At 33.6% G+C, this 18802-nt stretch carries 17 protein-coding genes; 3 read left to right on the forward strand and 14 right to left on the reverse strand.

Annotated features, from left to right (window positions below; genetic code table 11):
- Positions 1-147 precede the first annotated feature (147 nt).
- From PLEUR7319_RS0130490 to PLEUR7319_RS0130505, 4 genes are all read right to left on the reverse strand, one after another.
- On the reverse strand, positions 148-1656 hold the full coding sequence (locus PLEUR7319_RS0130490; RefSeq protein WP_019509030.1) for a Gldg family protein: 1509 nt from the start codon (positions 1654-1656) through the stop codon (positions 148-150).
- Positions 1657-1767: 111 nt separating this feature from the next.
- Complete coding sequence (locus tag PLEUR7319_RS0130495; RefSeq protein ID WP_019509031.1) at positions 1768-2562, reverse strand: ABC transporter permease; 795 nt, start codon at positions 2560-2562, stop codon at positions 1768-1770.
- Positions 2563-2575: 13 nt separating this feature from the next.
- A complete protein-coding gene (locus PLEUR7319_RS0130500) occupies positions 2576-3553 on the reverse strand; it encodes an ABC transporter ATP-binding protein (protein WP_019509032.1) in 978 nt (325 codons plus the stop codon).
- 18 nt (positions 3554-3571) lie between these two features.
- Positions 3572-4006 (reverse strand): hypothetical protein, encoded by a 435-nt coding sequence (locus PLEUR7319_RS0130505; protein ID WP_019509033.1) that lies wholly within the window; start codon positions 4004-4006, stop codon positions 3572-3574.
- A gap of 87 nt (positions 4007-4093) precedes the next feature.
- On the opposite strand from PLEUR7319_RS0130505, the gene petN reads away from it, so the two are divergent.
- From petN to PLEUR7319_RS41735, 3 genes are all read left to right on the forward strand, one after another.
- Positions 4094-4183 (forward strand): cytochrome b6-f complex subunit PetN, encoded by a 90-nt coding sequence (gene petN / locus PLEUR7319_RS39770; RefSeq protein WP_071592946.1) that lies wholly within the window; start codon positions 4094-4096, stop codon positions 4181-4183.
- Between the two features lie 3 nt (positions 4184-4186).
- On the forward strand, positions 4187-4330 hold the full coding sequence (locus PLEUR7319_RS41730; RefSeq protein WP_192816077.1) for a hypothetical protein: 144 nt from the start codon (positions 4187-4189) through the stop codon (positions 4328-4330).
- A gap of 219 nt (positions 4331-4549) precedes the next feature.
- A complete protein-coding gene (locus PLEUR7319_RS41735) occupies positions 4550-4726 on the forward strand; it encodes a hypothetical protein (RefSeq protein ID WP_019509034.1) in 177 nt (58 codons plus the stop codon).
- Between the two features lie 237 nt (positions 4727-4963).
- Here PLEUR7319_RS41735 and argJ read toward each other — a convergent pair whose 3' ends face one another.
- The 10 genes from argJ to PLEUR7319_RS0130560 form a co-directional block, all read right to left on the reverse strand.
- Positions 4964-6205 (reverse strand): bifunctional ornithine acetyltransferase/N-acetylglutamate synthase, encoded by a 1242-nt coding sequence (argJ, locus tag PLEUR7319_RS0130515; RefSeq protein ID WP_019509035.1) that lies wholly within the window; start codon positions 6203-6205, stop codon positions 4964-4966.
- 269 nt (positions 6206-6474) lie between these two features.
- Positions 6475-7635 (reverse strand): SGNH/GDSL hydrolase family protein, encoded by a 1161-nt coding sequence (locus PLEUR7319_RS0130520; RefSeq protein WP_237743641.1) that lies wholly within the window; start codon positions 7633-7635, stop codon positions 6475-6477.
- A gap of 252 nt (positions 7636-7887) precedes the next feature.
- Complete coding sequence (locus PLEUR7319_RS0130525; RefSeq protein WP_019509037.1) at positions 7888-9567, reverse strand: WcbI family polysaccharide biosynthesis putative acetyltransferase; 1680 nt, start codon at positions 9565-9567, stop codon at positions 7888-7890.
- A gap of 158 nt (positions 9568-9725) precedes the next feature.
- Positions 9726-11579: a glycosyltransferase gene (locus PLEUR7319_RS0130530; protein WP_019509038.1), complete on the reverse strand. Its 1854-nt coding sequence runs from the start codon at positions 11577-11579 to the stop codon at positions 9726-9728.
- The gene (locus tag PLEUR7319_RS0130535; RefSeq protein ID WP_019509039.1) at positions 11566-12303 is read right to left on the reverse strand and encodes a hypothetical protein; all 738 of its coding nucleotides are present in this window, start codon (positions 12301-12303) and stop codon (positions 11566-11568) included. The genes PLEUR7319_RS0130530 and PLEUR7319_RS0130535 overlap by 14 nt, the downstream gene beginning before the upstream one ends.
- 15 nt (positions 12304-12318) lie before the next feature.
- The gene (locus tag PLEUR7319_RS0130540) at positions 12319-14634 is read right to left on the reverse strand and encodes a glycosyltransferase (RefSeq protein ID WP_019509040.1); all 2316 of its coding nucleotides are present in this window, start codon (positions 14632-14634) and stop codon (positions 12319-12321) included.
- A gap of 7 nt (positions 14635-14641) precedes the next feature.
- Positions 14642-15955 carry a Stf0 family sulfotransferase gene (locus PLEUR7319_RS0130545; RefSeq protein ID WP_019509041.1) on the reverse strand — a complete coding sequence of 438 codons (1314 nt, stop codon included), beginning with the start codon at positions 15953-15955 and terminating at the stop codon, positions 14642-14644.
- A gap of 69 nt (positions 15956-16024) precedes the next feature.
- Positions 16025-16963 carry a sulfotransferase gene (locus PLEUR7319_RS0130550; RefSeq protein ID WP_019509042.1) on the reverse strand — a complete coding sequence of 313 codons (939 nt, stop codon included), beginning with the start codon at positions 16961-16963 and terminating at the stop codon, positions 16025-16027.
- Positions 16964-17077: 114 nt separating this feature from the next.
- Positions 17078-17830: a class I SAM-dependent methyltransferase gene (locus tag PLEUR7319_RS0130555; RefSeq protein ID WP_019509043.1), complete on the reverse strand. Its 753-nt coding sequence runs from the start codon at positions 17828-17830 to the stop codon at positions 17078-17080.
- Between the two features lie 182 nt (positions 17831-18012).
- On the reverse strand, positions 18013-18657 hold the full coding sequence (locus tag PLEUR7319_RS0130560; RefSeq protein ID WP_019509044.1) for a sulfotransferase family 2 domain-containing protein: 645 nt from the start codon (positions 18655-18657) through the stop codon (positions 18013-18015).
- Positions 18658-18802: the final 145 nt, after the last annotated feature.

Raw genomic sequence — 18802 nt, forward strand, 5'->3', positions numbered from 1 at the left:
TGTACTACTTGATCGTCTAAAGTTTTAAATCAAATAGCCATTAGCCATTAGCCATTAGCCATTAGCCATTAGCTATTAGCCATTAGCCATTAGCCATTAGCCATTAGCCATTAGCCATTAGCCATTAGCCATTAGCCAATAACCAAATTACCTGCGTTGCCACCACAGGACACCAGCGATAATTAATGCCAAAAGAGGCATAATACGTAAAGCCAACCAGCTGATCGCTCCTGCCTGAGCAGAACTAAGATTAATTCGACGATTTGCAGCTTCTTTGGGTCGAATAGAAAGAGTATCTTGATCTTCTCCAATGAGCCAACTAACTGAATTGAGAAGAATATCACCATTTAACTGTTGCTCAAACCAGCCATTGGTGGCAAAAGTAGAGCTGCCAAAAACGACCAAACGAGATTTTTGGGGTTGATTGCGGCTAAGGGCGATCGCAACATTCAAGGGACCAGATAGATCGGTTGCCGAATCAAAAGTAATTTCTTCACTAGCAAGGTTACTTTCTGCCCAAGTTTGTTTAGTTGTAATCGCTAAGGGAGTACTCTCTATGTCTGGGTTAGTGGTAGTAGTGAGAGGTCGAGATTCAGGAAATATGGAGATGCCATTGCGAAAACTGGTGGTAATGGGATGGTCGCCATAGTTGTTAACTATTGCCACTCCAGGACCAAACCCCATAAGACTTCCTGCACCAGAACCATCAATTATTAAGCGATTGTCGAGTTCTATTCCCCATTTTTGAAGTAAGGGAGTAATACCAATATCAGCGTTAGGAGACAACATGAGTAACAAATTGCCCCCAGCTTGCAGATATTGTTGCAGACTAGAAACTTCAGCCGCGAATAGCTTTCTAGTAGCACCAGCAATAATAATTAAATCTGCATTCTCAGGTATTGTGCCGCTACTAGCTAAGTTTAATTCTTGAACCGTATTGCCTTTATCTCTAAGAGTGTTTATAGCTTGAATCAAGCCACCTTCAACTGGTTCTAGTGGTGCTTCTCCGTGACCTTGAAGCAAGTAGATATTCGTAGTGCGATCACGCTTTATTTTCTCGATGCCGTTAGTTAATTGACTTTCAGTTATAGCTTCACCCAAAGCAGCATTATTGGTATTTAATCTTTGTTTCTTATCACCATATTGCAAATATATTTCCCCTAAGGATTCCACGCCAAACTGTTGAGCAATTCCTATATCTTGTTCAGGATTAATAAACTTGTAGGTAAATTTTTCACTTTGACGACGATAATTATTTAGTAAATTTTCCAGGTCAGAGTTATTGTTACGGTCAAATACCAATACTTCTAAAGGCTTGTCTAAGTTTTGCAAGATTGTCTGAGATTGGTCAGAAAGAGTAAATTGCTGATTTTCTGTTAAATCCCAGCGCATTCCGTAGCGAATTGCCAAAAAATTAATTGCTCCCAGCAACACTAAAACTATTAAAGTGCTGACCATAGCACTTGTCCCTGACTTAGTTGAGCGTTTTTGCCAGAATTTGTGTTTATTGCCCCACAACCATAAATCAATCACAAATAATCCTACTCCAAGGGCTAAAAGTGTTATGGGTATAGTTGACCAGTTAGCAGTAATATTACCGGTCACTATTCCTGCCACACAAAAAGCAATACCAAGAAAAAATAAGATTTTGGTCATTATCAATTGATTTTAGTAACTACAAATCAGCCTAGTAGACATAGGCGTAAAATACTATTAGTAAAAAGCATTAGAAAGCTTAAACATAATTATTAATTATTAACACCAGCATTATTGACGATTAAATCGAAATAAATTAATAGATTGAGCTGTTAAGAATAACCCCAAGAAAATATAGCTGAAAAATAGAACAAAATCGCTGGTCGAACTAACTCCTTGAACTAAATTGTTATAGCTCTTCAGTAAAGAAATATGCTCTAAGTTTTCACTTAACCAGCCACCTAAATTATTGGCAATCAAATCAATCATCCAGAGTAGTAGAATCGCCGTAAAAGTTAGAATTGCTGCCAGAATCGTACTATTGGTCAGAGATGAAATAAACATCCCCAGAGACAGTAATGATGCCGCAAACAAGACCAAGCCTAGATGAGCTAAGAGGGGAACAGCAGGGGGAAGAGGAGGAGCGGCAGCACTAAAAGCGATCGCCTCATAAACTAAAGAGGGCAAAATCATAAAGATGAATAAGATGATTACCGCTAACAATTTACCCAATGCCACAACCCAGTTAGTAATTGGAGAAGTTGCCAATAATTCCAGCGTTCTTTGTTTTCTTTCTTCAGCATAAAGTCCCATCGATAACATAGGGATAATAAACAATGATAAAGTTCCCAAAATAGCCAAATAAGAGTTAAGCAACTCAGAGGCAACATCAATTGAACCGATATCTGCCCCCATTTGTTCGCTCAAAGCTACCTGCTGAATGATGCCCTGTTCGCCGATTAATATTTCCACAAAAAACAAACCGGAAATTAACCAAAAAACTGCCGCCACAATGTAAGCCAAAGGTGAGGCAAAGTAATTTTGTAATTCTTTTTGGGCGATCGCGATAATATTGGAAAATATCATGTCTCAGTGATTGTTAATTATCAATTGCTAAAGGCTCTTCTGTAGTCAACTCCAAAAAGACATCTTCTAAACTAGGACGAGTACGACGTAATTCGTATAAATCTAATCCTTGTTGAACAATTACTGCTGCAATATCTTTTCCTACTTCAGTGTCAGAATCACAGCTAATATTGAGGAAATTATGCTCAGAATAAGCAGATAAAGAATTTTCTGACTCGTTTATCTCTGTTACTCCTGGAATTTCCCGCAGTAGAGGTAAGATAGACTCTAGATTTCCTGCTACTTCTATTTCATAACCAGCACTACTTTCTAACTGTGCCTGTAGATCGCTAGGAGTATTAGTTGTAACTACTTTACCGCGATTAATAATGGTAACGCGATCGCAAATCATACTAGCTTCCGGTAGAATATGCGTCGAAAGGATAATGGTATGGTCTCCTGCCAGACTTTTTATTAAATTCCTGACCTCAATAATTTGACGCGGATCTAGCCCTACTGTTGGTTCATCCAAAATAATGACCGGAGGTTCATGGACAATTGCTTGAGCAATACCGACTCGTTGTCGATAGCCTTTAGAGAGTTTCCGAATAGCAACATTTTCTTTTTCCTTTAGCTGACAACGTACCATGGCATTGTCAACTTTTCGGTGGCGATCGCCGGCTCTGATTCCCTTGATTTTAGCTACAAAATGCAAAAACCCTTTTACAGTCATACCCGTGTACAAAGGAGGAGTTTCAGGAAGATAACCAATACGACTACGCACCTGCATTGAATTTCGATGAACATCATAACCAGCAATTTTCGCTGTTCCTGAAGTAGCAGGGAGATATCCCGCCAAAATACGCATAGTGGTAGTTTTTCCAGCACCATTTGGTCCTAAAAAGCCAATTATCTCTCCTGCATCTACTGAAAAATGGACATCTTCAATGGCAACAGTCGAACCATAGACTTTACTCAAGTGTTCAACCTCTATCGTTGTCTGTTGGGACATAATTTCAGTAATCAGTAATCAAATAAAAGGTTTTATAAGTTTACGAGAGATAGCGAAGTCAATAGTAAAACGAGCGATCGCAAAACAAATAATGCTTTGTACAATTAAAACACCTAAAGATAATAACTCAGATAAAACTAAATTTCCTTCAACGAGAGCTAGTCCTCTGACTAGACCAAAAGCCATTACTGCACCATCGTTGAGGTGAGAGTTACGATCTTCTCGGATAATATAGCGATAGGTAACTCCAAATAAAAAACCGCTAATAGCACCAATCGCAAGCTGGAAAGCTAATTCCCAATTGACGATTACGGCTGCTGGGCTAAATTCGACAACCATGGTGATCGTAAACGTCTTAACTAAAATAATCACCAATTCTGCGATCGCAAACGCCCCTGCGCCAACTATTCCCGCTTTGACAGATTCTATTCTTTCCGTAACTAAACTAGGCACAATCTACACCAAAAAAGAGCACTTACGAAGTATGATAGGGTTTATAGTTGCCAAATTAAATACATATTTCAAAACGAAAATACTGATATGGATATTTTGACATTAGGCTGGGTTTCTATGCTAGCTTTATTTACATGGTCAATCGCAATGGTTGTCTGGGGTCGTAACGGATTCTAAATCGTGGAAACAAACGAATTACTCAACACTCTATTTCTCGTCGCGATAGGTGTACTTGGGCTACTCAGTTTGGGGATTTTTTATCTCTCCGTAGTTCAATGGCGCGATCGCCGTCGCCAGAGTCGCGATAAACGAGGTGGAGTTTAGCGGTGCAAAACTTTTCCGCACAGGAAAACGTACCGAAGTAAAAAGCTCAACAAAAAGCAATACCTGCCAACTATAGGGATGTTCAACTTAGCATCCCTATAATTTTTGTCGATTCTTATTTGAGATCTAGAAATAGTATTGATATTTTTCTTTTCTGCCGAATTTTGGAGATTATCTTACATTAAAGGTACACCGAGCTTTCCATTTGGAGGTACAGAGATGTTTTTTCCTTGGCACAAATTTTGTTTTAATCCCGAGTCTAATTCTGCTGCAACTTGGAGACAAAGTAGACTCAATTTTCTTAAATCCATGCGCAACGAACTAGAGACACGATTAGCGGCGGTTAACGCCGCGATCGACACAATGGAACGGCAAAATAGACAAGAAGAAAGTTAAACTCGCTGCGCTCAAATAAGCTTATAGCTTTTAACTAGATTGGCATAGAGGTGGCGTCAAATCACCTCTATTTTTTTACTTTATAGACGTGAAGGAGTTAAAACCAGGCTGGTGGCTATAAGCTGACAACTAGTTAAAAGTTAGAGAAAATTATTCCAGGTGATCCTGATATCTAGATTGATATATGGCGATCGCCTTTCTTGTAATCAAAGTTAGATGGAAAACCATCAAAATTGACTAAGTAGTATATTCAGCGTTGATTTCTACATATTTATAAGTCAAGTCACAACCCCAAGCAGTGCTTTGACCAGAACCTACGCCAATATCGACAGCAATAAGTACTGTATCTGTTTTTAAATACTCTCCAGCAGCAGCTTGCTTTAGATAATTGCTTGCTGCATCGCGATCAAAGTCCTGTGGTTGTCCATTTTTCAAGAGTAGGATGTCTCCTAACTTGATATTCAATTGATCCTGATGAAATTTAACTCCTGCCCTACCTGCTGCTGCAGCAATTCGACCCCAGTTAGGATCGCGTCCAAAGATAGCAGATTTAACTAATGATGAACCGACAATGGTTTTAGCTACCTGAGAAGCTTCTTGATCGTTAGAGGCTCCAGATACTCGTACCTCAATTAAACAAGTTGCACCTTCTCCATCACGAGCGATCGCTTTAGCTAAATACTGACAGACTGCTATTAACATATTTTCTAACTTTTGGGCATTTTGACTCTGAGCAGTTATAGCAGGAGTACGAGACTGTCCATTAGTCAGTGCAATTACACAATCATTGGTACTAGTATCGCCATCAACAGTAATCTGATTAAAACTTTTATCTACTGCCCGTTTAAGCATCTCATGCCAAAGATTAGTAGATACAGCAGCGTCGCAGGTAATAAAGCCCAACATCGTTGCCATATTAGGAGCAATCATCCCCGAGCCTTTGGCAATCCCTCCAATTCTAACAGGGCGATCGTCGATGGTAGTTTCGAGGGCAATTTCTTTAGGCACTAAATCAGTAGTGATAATGGCTTGGGCAGCATCTGCCCCCCCGTCATTGGTAGCTGCCTTGACAACCTGAGGAATCCCTTTACGCAACGCACCCATTTTAATCCTTTGTCCGATTACCCCAGTAGAAGCAAGAAGAACATCATCGGGAGCAATATTTAATTCTTGACCTAATAATTTGGCACTTTCTTGGGCATCTTCCCAACCTGGTTCTCCTGTTGCTGCGTTAGCCTGCCCTGCATTACACAAAATAGCTCTGGCACTGGCTTTAGCTTGAAGGCGTTGACGACAATAGTCAACACAAGCTGCACGTACTTGAGAAGTTGTAAATACCCCTGCGGCGATCGCATCTGTTTCCGATAAAATCAACGCTAAGTCTTTTGCTCCAGAAGATTTTAAACCTACAGCAATGCCTGCTGCCCTAAATCCTTTGGGCGCAGTTACTCCGCCACTAACTACTTGCCAGTCTGCCATGTGTACAAAATTCTTGAAGATTTGCTATAAAGCTGATTATAGCAATACAAATAACCGGCGACTCTTGTAACTTAGTTCGACTCTAAAATTTATCTAATGTGAAAGTTTTTTAACTTGCTATCTGGAAAAAGAATTGTAGACCTATCATCAAATCAGAAAAACCCTAGCTAATTTAGGCGTTGCTGAATCGAGGTTAATTTATCTCTTTGCAAAAAGCTTAGACCTACGAAAAAATACTTTTGAGTTTCATACCTTAGATCAGCAACGCCCTAATTTATTGCTCCTATATATGCAATTCCTATTATGCTTGTTTTCCATTCCTCTGGACTTACTTTAGGTTTTCTTTTACGTACATCTAATTCGTAATTCTCAACGTTTTTCTGACAAACAGAAATAGATAGTTCAGTTAATTCGTTGCAGCTAATATTTTTTTGATACGGTAAACTTATCAAATTAATATTACTCATTCCCTCTTCTTCAACCCAAGCGGAAAAGGAACTGGTAACTAACTCTTGCTCTTTCAACTTAATTTTGAATAGTCCATCATACCAATCTGATTTAAGCATTATACCTAATAATCTGCCTTTAAACTGAAAATTCAAAGAAGCGTCAGCCTTGATAGTATATATTTCCTCTTCAAAAAGACTATTTTTAAAGGTTGATTTTTTGATATTGTTTTGATTCAATTGAGAATCAAAATCGCTAGAAAATTTCAAATTTTGTAGATGTCCGGCGTACATTCTATAGTATTTATTGATTTGTTGGAATTTGGGGATTAACCAATTATTTGCCATCATTTGCTTAGCAATTAATTTTCCAATTATTTTGGTTCCTTTGGGACGCGCATAATGGAATGAATCGTCTTTTTTATAGAGACTTTTGACAAATTTAATACCTTTGGTTTCTAGCAAAATCTCAGTAATGTTGATTACAGGGATATCGTACCGTCGAGCTATACTTTCATAAGTAGCAGATATTTGACAGCAATTATTGTAATATATGGGAAGGTTCGTTCCGAATATAAGTATAATGATTACGCAGTTAGGATTCATAGACTTTGACTGTCTAATCAACCCTTCTAATGCCATCCCAGCTTTTCTTACCGAATATTTTCCAGCAATAACTGCAGAGCGATCGTTGACACAGTATTCAAAGAAAATAATGTCGTAGTTTTTCGCAATGTTATATCTATAATTTTGAATTACTCCACAGAGACTAGTTACTCCACCAAGGGAAAAGTTTGAAAATTCTACATTTTCACCTGTTTCCCCGGCAATATATTTTTGCAAATACTTAGTATAACCAGATCGCATTACCGAATTACTACCACCAACAATTGCTATTTTTAGATGTTTTTGAGAGTTTATCGATAGTGTTTTCTCTTCAAAATCAATCATCTTTTCTAAGTTTGAAATTTTATTAAGTTGCAAACTGTTTATTGGAATGCTGACAGCATAGTTGTAGTCATGTTTTTGAAGTAAACCGCTTTGGATGATTTTTCAGTAAACAACACTCTGGACAGTTTTTTGACGACAAAGAAAACTAAAAGTTCGATAGACTTCAAATTAATTTAATCTATGACGGAAAATCTAGGTATTCAAGCTCTAGATAAAAAAGTGTAGGAACCAGAACCATCAAGTCAATCGTAATTCTTAATCAACTTAAACAAATTACTTGAAGTTTTAACTGTTTGCTTGTACCAGTTTGGCTGATACATTTTCATAAGAAGTTACTTCTGTGGTTGTTTTTTCTTTAATAAAGTTACCCAAATTAGCAAAGATTTGTGTCATTTGATTAGGATCTAATTTTATTGCCTGCTGATAAACCTTAGATGCATCATCAAAATCTCCTTTTTGTAACTGAATATTTCCTAGAACACAATAAAAATTGGGATTTTTTGGATTTAGCTTAATAGCTTTTTGGCAGGCAGTGATTGCTTCACGAAAATTATTTTGCCTTAAATGAGCATTCGCCAGAAGATAATAAAAATAAGCTTTGTTAGGATGTATTTCAATTGCCTTTTTGTAGTTAGAAATCGCTAAATTCAAATTGTTCCTTTTATCAAAAATATTTCCTAGGCATTGATAGTAGTAAGCTTTAGTTGGATCAATTACTACAGCTTGTTGATAAGCTTGTTCGGCAGCATCAAAATTATTTTGCTTCACAAAAGTGTCGCCAAGTGAGCAATAAAAATCTGCATTTTCAGGATTTAATGCTACCGCTTGTTTATAAGCAAGTATTGCTCCAGTAAAATCCTCTTTTTTACTTAAAACATCACCCAGTAATTTATAGAAGTATTCCCAATTAGGACTTAGCTCAATAGCTTTTTGGTATGCATCCTCGGCATCAGTAAAATTATTTTGCTTTTGCAAGACATTACCCAACTCTCCATAGTAAGCTGCATTATTAGGTTGGATTGTAATTGCCTTTTTTAAAACAGCGGATGCTTTAGCAAGCTTGTTTTGTTTAGAAAATTTTATGCCTTGGAAATGATAGAAAATAGAACTTTCTGAATCTGATAAATGAAGATCTACATACTCCGATATGTATCTTTCAAAGGTTATTTGGTTAGTGCAAAAACTAGCATTTCGGTAAACATTTTTTTGATTAGCGAAAGTAAGTCCTAAATGTTTAATGACACTGGGGTAGATTGGTATTTGAATATTATCTAATACTCCCCGCACAGGGTTGAATAATGATAGCTCATCACCCAAGGGAGGCATATTCAGCAGCTTTAATATCTGATTGGCGACATATATTCCCAGAATATCACTAGGATGATTTTGAGTGTAAAACAAATAGTGATTTTGATAATGTGCTTTAATAAAACTAGTAACTTTAATGCTTAATTGGGATTCTCGTCGAGCAAGTTCGTTTAAAGTTTCATTGATATTAGCTAGCAAGAATTCTTGAGTGTAAAAATTGGGATCGCTTAATATTTCAGTAATTTCTGCTACACTTTTTCCCTGTTCTAACAGCGAAATAATATTAGTATCCCCATGAGGAAATACACCGAAAGGATAATTTGGTTTAATTACTTTATTAACAGGATTCTTGCAATACTGCGGGAAATAACCTGTACAGTAAAGTGGGGGGAAAGATATACACTGACAATCAGAAGATAGTTTACTTAGTATATATTTGGTACTGCGATCGCCATGAATATCTTTGACTGGTTGATAAATAAATAATTTAGCTTGTTTAAGTAATCGATTGGGAATTATTGTTGAACCTTTTTCCATCAATTGATGTACAGGGAATCTTTTAATTAGATACTCTTGATTAAACTGCTGTGATCTACCTAGATATTGTGCAATTAACTTATTTTGACAGTTAGCGTAGATTATGCAAATTTTTTTCATATTTATTAATTTATTTGAGTTTATGATGAAATCTTGGGGAATTTAAATAACAAATTATTGTCAAGTTATATATCTATTTTTGATAACAGTTAATAATAAACTTTAATTTCGATTTATAATTTAACTTTGGTCCTATTTATCTCTAGATTTTAAATAAACTAATGCGCTAGTTTCATTTTCATGCTGTTAGATATAGGATCTTCTTCTATCAAGTAATAATGAGTAGGTTCAAATAAGCTTTCAATCATTTTTAAATTAATACTTAAATTATTTAAATTATTATTCTTAGGCAATTTCAAATGGGAATTAAGTAGATATTTTGACGTGAAACAATGATTGATTTTTGTTTTATTTAAGTTAATATTTTCTAATTCTACTAAATTAGTTACTTTTTCATATGTAGTAAATTTAGCCAGACAATCCGGTTCTAAATCTTGTCCCCAATAAGTATGATTTATATGGTGCAAACTCAAGGTCACACAACTAGGTTTATCCAAAGAGATAATAAATAATAAGTATTTTCCTTTTAAATAGTAATTTCGAAAAAAGTTACTATTGAAAGAACCAAAACATAAAATTACTTTAGTATATAAAAATTTTTTAGCAATTTTGTATATACAGTGCAGATATTTAGGATGACTTTTTTCTAATATTTGATTACTATAGCTATGAACAGATAAAGGTAGCTCACTACCTGCTTCTATAATCTCTTTAGGGAGTCCTTGATACTTATATTTACTAATATTAAAGCTTCTATTGAATTGAAGATAATTGGTTTCAGGATTATAAGATACTGGTATACTAGATTTATCGCTAATTTGACTATTAACTGATTCCTGGAGAATACTTTTTAAATTGCTTTCAAATTGAGTTAGAGAAAATTTTTCTTTACACCAAGAGTTCAATTTAAAAGCTTTATTTTTCATCTTATTGGGATTAAAATAAGCAAACTCAATATATTTTGCTAGTAAATGATATTGACCCGGATTATATAGTAGTCCATACTCTGAAGAAGGAATTATTTCTTGTGCAGAGGATGAATTTGTGGCGACTATTGGACAATTCAATTGAGCAGCTTCTAAGATACTAAGTGCAAGTCCTTCATATAAACTTGTAGAAATAAATAGGTCACTAAGTGCTAGGAATTTTGCAACACCTTTCCTGTAGCCTAAAAACTTTATTTGATCAGATAAACCCAAATCTAGAACAATTTTTTGATAATAGTCTTTTAATTCTCCTTCACCTAAGAACAGATGATAATAGTTTGGCAACTTATCATGTACCAAAGAAAAAGAAGTAATAATATCTAGAAAATTTTTTTGATGAGAAAACCGTCCTACAGAAATGGATAAAAAAGAGTTTAACGGTAATTTCAGTTCATCAAGTAATTCCAAGCGATAAGTTTTGTGCTGTCTAGGGGTCAAGGAAACATATTCACTTTCAATATCTCGCGAATTATAAAATACTTTGATCAGATTGGAATCAATTCCTGTGGATAAAGCCAGCTGAATTCTATTATCGTTAGATACTGTAAAGAAGTTAGAGTTGACTTTTGCTAAATCCTGCAATAACTGCTTAGTTAAGTCGTTTAAATCAACTTTCCAAGGACAAAGATGTACTAAGTTAGTACTCGGAATTCGTTGAGCATGACAAGCGAGAGATATTCCTAATCCAAAATCTACCCAAGGAAGATTAATAAAGGCACAATCGGGGTTTAATGATTCTAAAATCTTGATAGATTCTCTATATTGTCTAGATAGCTTATCAAGATAACTTGCACTTATACTAAGATCTTCGGCATCTCCTGACCAAGTAATATCAGCAACTAAATAGTTTACTGCTAGATCCGAAAAAAAGTTAATAATTTTATGATTTTTGGGCAGTACTAATGTTGGTTCAAAGCCAATTTCCTCGATTAAATACAATATATTTTTAATGTAATGCTCGGCTCCTCCAATAACAGAAGAGGGAATAAATATGGCAATTTTAGGTAAGGAGTTATGAATTGACATATTCTAAAGAATTAGTTTTAATTTCAATTTCACTTAAAGCCAGACATAACTTTCTAGTGTCACTGGCTTCCGGATATAAATCTTTTACGCTAATACTTTGGTCTACGCATATATCTATAATGCATTTATCTTTAATACTATTATTTAAAGGCAACCAAGATGCTGTTATTGTATAATCATCATTCTGTTTGAATAGTTCTAATTTGAGTTTTTCTTCATTAATGAATATTGTCAAGCTGTCTTTAATGTCGTCAGTTATAAATCTAACGTTGTTAAGAGCTAATCTAATGGGAACTGTAATACTTACTGGTAACTCAATAGTTGCCTTGTTTTCAGGACCAAGCCAGATATAAGTACTATCATTTGGCGCTGTTTCAGGATAGTAAAAGTTATCAATATTTTGTAAAAATTCTGGAGTTAATTGTATGGGAAATTCTGATAAATCATTTTTGATCTTCTTAGACCCGCTAGAAGATTTAAAAAGAGGATCTGAGGAAGATGAGTGATAACTGCTATTACCATTTTTTAGACTAGATAAATTTAGAGTTAACTTAGAAACTTCAATTTTCAACTCCGCTATTTCGTCAACTAAGGTGTCTACACAGCTCTCTAGGAAAGGTGTATTCGATTTCTTATTAGAGGCAGACCGATTGATACTAGCCTTAATTTGCTGTGCTAGTTGGTATTTAAGATTAACTATTTCTGATTCGGGTAAAAAATCCATATTACTCCTTCGTTACTATACTTTGCTGGCAAATTCCTGAGAATTCATTTCTAAAATTTTAGACTCATTATTTTTATTTTTAGCTAACCAGTATTCTAAAAAAAGCTCCCAAGAGTCATGATGGGTTAAGTTTCGATTGGCTTCTTGTCCAAAAATAGATTGTTCAAGAAATGCCTGATAAGCTTGCGGGATAAAAGTGAAGTTGTCTATCAGTTTGATTAAGTTGCTTACAGATAAATCGAGAGTAAACTCTTCATTTATGGTATACATTGGAATACTATTGCAAATACAAAGATAAATTAGAAAAGATATTGATTGAGGTTCATCAATATAAATAAACATATCAATTGTTGGTATTATATTAATTACATCATCTAGAGAATAAACAGTAAAAGCAGAGTTGGTTATTTCTACATCTAAATTAGAGAAGACAACTAATTTAAAATGCTGTGGCAGAAAATCTTGGCAACAGAGAATTAGTTTGTTTAATTCTGATCGATAATTTTCGTTGATAAAAGAAGTTCCAATGACTATCTGTTCTAAATTATTTGAGCTGTATTCTGTTTTATTTAACGTTATAGGATTATCTGTTAATAAAATATTTCTATTACGAGATTTTTCATAATCCCTTTCTAAGGAAAAACCGCAATTTAAATCCCAAAGATAAAAACTACTATGACTATTATCTTCTTTCAGTAGATGGCAGACATTTTTGTTAATTGTGTGATTAGAATTAATGTGTGACTTATTAAATAAGTATAATAAATAGTGATTGGCTACTAATTCTAAATGTTCAAGCTCTCCTAAACAGGCATCATCAAAAATAATTGAGCTAAAATCTAACAAGTTAATAAATATCTGATTTTGATCGTGGTTTACTTTGAATAGGTGGATGATTTGATACAGTTCTCTATGATGAACATTGTCAACTAATCCCAGTTTATAGAGTTCTAATTTATCGGCTTCTAAATCCTTAAAATTTTTAGTTCGATATATATCAATATTACCAATTTGCTTGGCGTTATTTATCCAATAATTAATCCAGAGATCTTCATTGGTTTTTGAATTCCAAAAGTCAACATTAGTAATGATATTGAAGTTATATATTTTCTTTACACTTAATCTTTCATTGTCGATTTCTGGAGTCCGATTAGGTGCTAAACTTAATTGATGTTTTTTGATGGATTTCCAATCAACTTGATAAAGTTTTTCTATAGATTTTTTAACGCTATTAGTATAATTCGAGAAGACAATTTTGCTGTCTTGTTGCAGTTTTGGAAGTGTAGTTTGGGGAGCTTGAACTATCTCTTCAACTCCGAGAGCTAATTCTTTGATAGTTTTGAAACTATGGTATTGACAAGCTGATCCTAAACCCTCAAAGGCATTAATAGTACCGATGCAAGGTTTAGACCAAGATAAAGCTTCTACAGTTTTAATTTTTAGTCCAGTACTAAACTCAAATGGCAACACTACGATATCAACTAGATCATAAAACTCTGAAACATTGTTTACTTTTCCCAATATGTGAACTTGACTGTGAAACCTAGAATCTAAAGCATCACATACTTTTCCGCCGACAATAAAAGTTAATTTGTCGCTATATTTGTTTTGAATTTTCCAGTACTTATCGAGGAAAGTTTCCAAATTTCTGACATTAATCGGGTTCGCACTACCAATAAATCCTAGTTTGAGATTGCTGTAATCAACCTTTCTGTTAAGAATCTCAGATGGTTCTGGTTCTAGATGACCAATAGTCAAAACAGGAGTTTGCGATAGACACTTAAACCAACTAGATTCATCGTCTTTGATTGATAAAATAAGATGAGCGCGGTCTAATGCTTTTTTTTCGGATTCGGGAGAGACATAGAAAAAATCTCGATAGCCCAACCTTTTGTCTAAAAGATAATTACGATTGCTGACAATATCGTGAGTATCGATAACTTTAGTAATGCTTTGGTCAAATAACTTTAGTACCTTACTATAAAATACATAGTTGCATAAAACCATGTCGATATCAGCAGCTAACTTGATCCAGTTAACTGCAAACTCGATTCCTACATCCCACCAGGCATCAAGCTCAAAATATTCATTATCAGTTCTATGAACTGCAGGTTGCACAGGATAAGCGATGAAAAAATAATCCCAACATCGATTCATTCCATCATAGGCATCTTTGGGTATTTCACGATCCCATTCACGAGGACAGTAAACAAAGTAAATCGTGGCACCAAGTTCTTGCAAATATTTTGTAAGAGCGAAGATTCGCTTTCTATTACCTGCATCTTGTGGGTGGGAAGGAGTGGGTGAGAGTACTAAAATGTTTTTGCTCACTTTCGGTTCAATTAGTATTTACGAAATTCGGCGAATTTAAGTTTAGAAAACTGGAAATATCTATTTGCGCGAACTTGATAGCAGATGATTCATCAATTGAATAGTTAAGCTCCAAATTGTAAGTTTCTTGATTGCTTAAACAATAGTTATTCAACGGTATTAAACAACGAAATCTAGAATAATTACTCGCATCAATTCCCCAGTAAACAGTGCCAAAAAACTCAGATTTTAAATTTGTTTCTGCATGATATCGATTTCCAGTTTTAGGATCGTAAACAGATATACTATCTATCTTGAGGCGGCTGATTAAAACTCCAGCTACAATCAAAAGACTGCTATCACTAGATTTTAAACATGGTGTATCAACCTTTAGATCTATAATCTCCTTGTTCCAAAAACACTTAATATTATTTGGAAGTGAGGCAATATGCTTCAAAATATTATTTTGTAGTTGAAATACACACTCAATTTTGCCATTATAACCACCATCATTACTAAATCTTTGTATTAAGTCAGCATTTATAGCAGATGCCGTTTTAATTGTTTTCCTCTTAATATCACTAACAGAATTGCTCTTTTGCAAATATTCAATTTCATTAACTACATTATTAAGATAACTTGTATTTTTTACAATGTCTTCATAAATCAAATTAATAGGTGAAATTTGAAAATTTTCAAATAAAATATCAAGCTCTCGTTCTTCTTGATAAATAGAATCTATGATGGACGAAACTTGATTGTAATCATATGACTTTTCTAGATCCAAAGAAAAGGGAGTCGCCTTACCTGCTGGGCGATCGTAGTGATTAACCAGTTCTCCTTTATCATTTTGCCATACGTGGTAAAGCCCTGTTCTTGCAGCTACAAATCTAGAAATTGCTTGTTTAACTTTGTTTTTTCTGTATACACGAAAAGCTATAAATTTATTATTTACATCTAGGCTGTTAAAGAAATCAACAAAGAGTCTTTGCAAATACACTTTTCTTGGTAGATTTATTAAGCGTTTGTCAAGATCTGTTTCATTGATTTGGACACCAGTTTTTTCTATTGCTTTGGCAATTTCAATTATATAATCAGACATTATTTTGATTGAAACCACACCATTTGAAGTCGTTGCTTTTACTAAAATATCATTTATTTCTTTTTTAATCTCTTCAATAGATAGTGAACAATTATTAAACTTTGAACTAGGTAAAATTTTCTCAGTAAAATATTCACTTGGATTTCCCAATATTTGTGTCTGAGCAAAGTCAGAAGTGACCATTGTCGAACCACTTCTTTGAGTTGAAAATATTAAAATAATTTTTTTTAACTGAGTCATTTTAATTGGGTTTGAATTTTAATCAGAAAGAATTACTGAATATTTAATCTTTGAGTATTGCAATTACTTCTAGATTTTTAGATGTGTAGGATAATTACTTCTACTTAGTTTACTTTTTGAATCTAATAACCACTGGGTAGAATAACTCCCTAAAGCTTGAGAAAGACTTTGTAGCTGATTAATATGTAACTGCAAAAGTTGAAACTCAACTTCTATAGGGATTTCTGCATCAGGAGATTGATTGAACTTTCTAGTAACTAATTGCTCCCTAAAATGATTTGAGTAATCGAGACCTAAAAATGAGCAAATATCACTCAATAGATTTTGTGGTTGATCTTTAATTTGGTCATAATAACCAATTAGTATTTGTTCTTGACTAAAAATCTCTGTCCATCTTTTAAGAATTTTTGCATAGTCGCTTCTCGCTCGAACACCATCTTTATTCATAAAATTTAGAATATCTTTAGTCGGTACACTTGATGGTTGTATTTTTCTTTGATGACAATCATATCTAAAATGAGACCAGTCACGATCTATAGGATTTCTCATTAAAAATATAATTTTTATTTCAGGAAACAGTTTCTTAATATTCTGAATATCTGAATTATTAAGTATTGAGTAAGATGGTGTTACTTCACCACAGATTTTACTTTTATTGCCAATATATAGAGATTTATACCAATCATTATCATAGTTACCAAACAAGTAATTTAAGTACCATTGAGATTGGAAAATGCTTTCTCTATCTTGATTTATCACATGATTAAGTAAATGCTTTCTCCATTCCTTAGCCGAACTAGAATTACTATTAATACGCTCAGTTACCGACGCTAATGCCAATCGATTAGGACTATTGTATGCTTTATCTCGATCAAAATAGTGAACTTCTTTTACGGGTGGAATAAACACATCTGGATGTTTAGATAGTTGATGATACAGCCATGTTGTTCCAGCTTTTTGTGCACCAATGACAAGAAATTGTGGAGGCTCTATTTGTTGATTTCTCATTACCTAATTATAACAACTTATTATTAGTAAATAAGCAATTTAAGTTTATAACAATTTTCAAATTTAACTATTTTATTTTACTAAAAATAAAATAGTTAATATCAAGATTATTGGTTATTTCTTAACAAGAAACTTTAATCCTATAACTTCACAATTTTGTTTTTTGTATTGTGTTTTCTTTAGCTTTTTTAGAATATTATTAGGAAGTGAGGGACCGATATTTTCCAAGATTTTAATTATTTTAAATTTACTATTATTAAAAGTATTAACAAAATCCAAATAACTCATTCTCGATAAATCAGAATCGTTATATATGTATTTTGCTACTTTTTCTGCATGTTGATATGGTAAGTCTTTTTGTTTTATTAAAAATTCAATCATTCCATCGAAATCTAAAATCAGATGGTGCCAGTTAGGTATAGGATTTGTTTGATCATTAAATCGATAAGATTTTGTATTGCAATCAACCCAGGTATGATGTCCTATAGAGGAAGTCCAAATAGGACCTCCATGAAGTAGAGCACAACCTTCAGACTTTAAAACAGAATATACTTGATCTAACAATAGCTTTGTATTTTTTATATGCTCTAAAATAGCAACTCCAAACGCCATATCGAAAGTTTCAGTATCAAAATAACTTGTCAACTTGGTGGCATCTAAATTAACTGTACTTAAATTTTTATTGATTTCTTGAGTTTTAATTTTGGGATTAATATTAATACTCGTTACGTGTAGAGCACCTCTTTCAATAAGATAATTGGCTACCTCATGTCTAATATCTCCGCCAATTTCCAATATTTTCTTGCCTCTAATATCAGATATATCAGATAAATTATTTACTGCTGATATTTGACCTTTTCTTAGCATTTTCACCTCTGCTGATATAATTGGTTTTACCTCTGAACATAAGTCAGTTTGTATTTAACTTATGTTGTTCTCATACGAATAGTTGATTAGGAAATAATATTTTTGCTTCGATGACTAGATAATAAATTGAGACCGTAGATTGAACCCACAAATTAGTTATATATTTCAGTCATATATTTTAACTAAAACTTATATTCAAAGATATCTATATCTGCAGCAAATTTATTTTTTACTATGTCTATATCTTTATCGGAATTATAATAGCTCTGATAATTATCATGAGATCTTTTTCTCACATTGTGTTTGAATTTTTGCATATCAGTACATGGTAATTGAAGTTGTTCGCATACATAATCAAAATCTTCTTGAATTGATTCTTGTTTTCCTATAAAATCAACTAATATATTGCCTTTATTGTCCGTAATATACTCAATTTGCTGTGGTAATGATTGAAAACATTCACCTCGAATAAATTGTGAAAAACTACCTGCTTTTATTGCTTCTTCGCAAATTGAGAACTTATATTTTCCTTTACAACACCAATTGTATAAAGAAACCATTCGATCCCAAGGATTTCTAACCAATGAAAATGAAAAATAATTATTCCACACTTCATCACCAGTGACAGATTTTATTCTTTTAGCATACGAGTGCTTATGTAAACGAAACTTTTTCTTAAAAAAAGGCTGAATATTTTCCCCAAATTCAGTTGAGCCTATTATCAGATCTTGGTAATTTAAATATTTATCTAAATAGATAGTAATAGCTGTTCCTGCTGTTTTTTGAATATGAACAAAAATAAATTTCTTCGAGTGAGATATTATCATAATTGTGTTAAAAACATCTCTCTATTATTGCATTAGCTATTTGAAATCAATTTACGTAAATATAAATAATGACACCCCTTTTAGATCGAGCATTCAATTATTAGCTTTTGTAATCATAATATTCAGTAGGGTTTCATACTTTTTA

Source organism: Pleurocapsa sp. PCC 7319, from assembly GCF_000332195.1.
Lineage (GTDB): Bacteria > Cyanobacteriota > Cyanobacteriia > Cyanobacteriales > Xenococcaceae > Waterburya.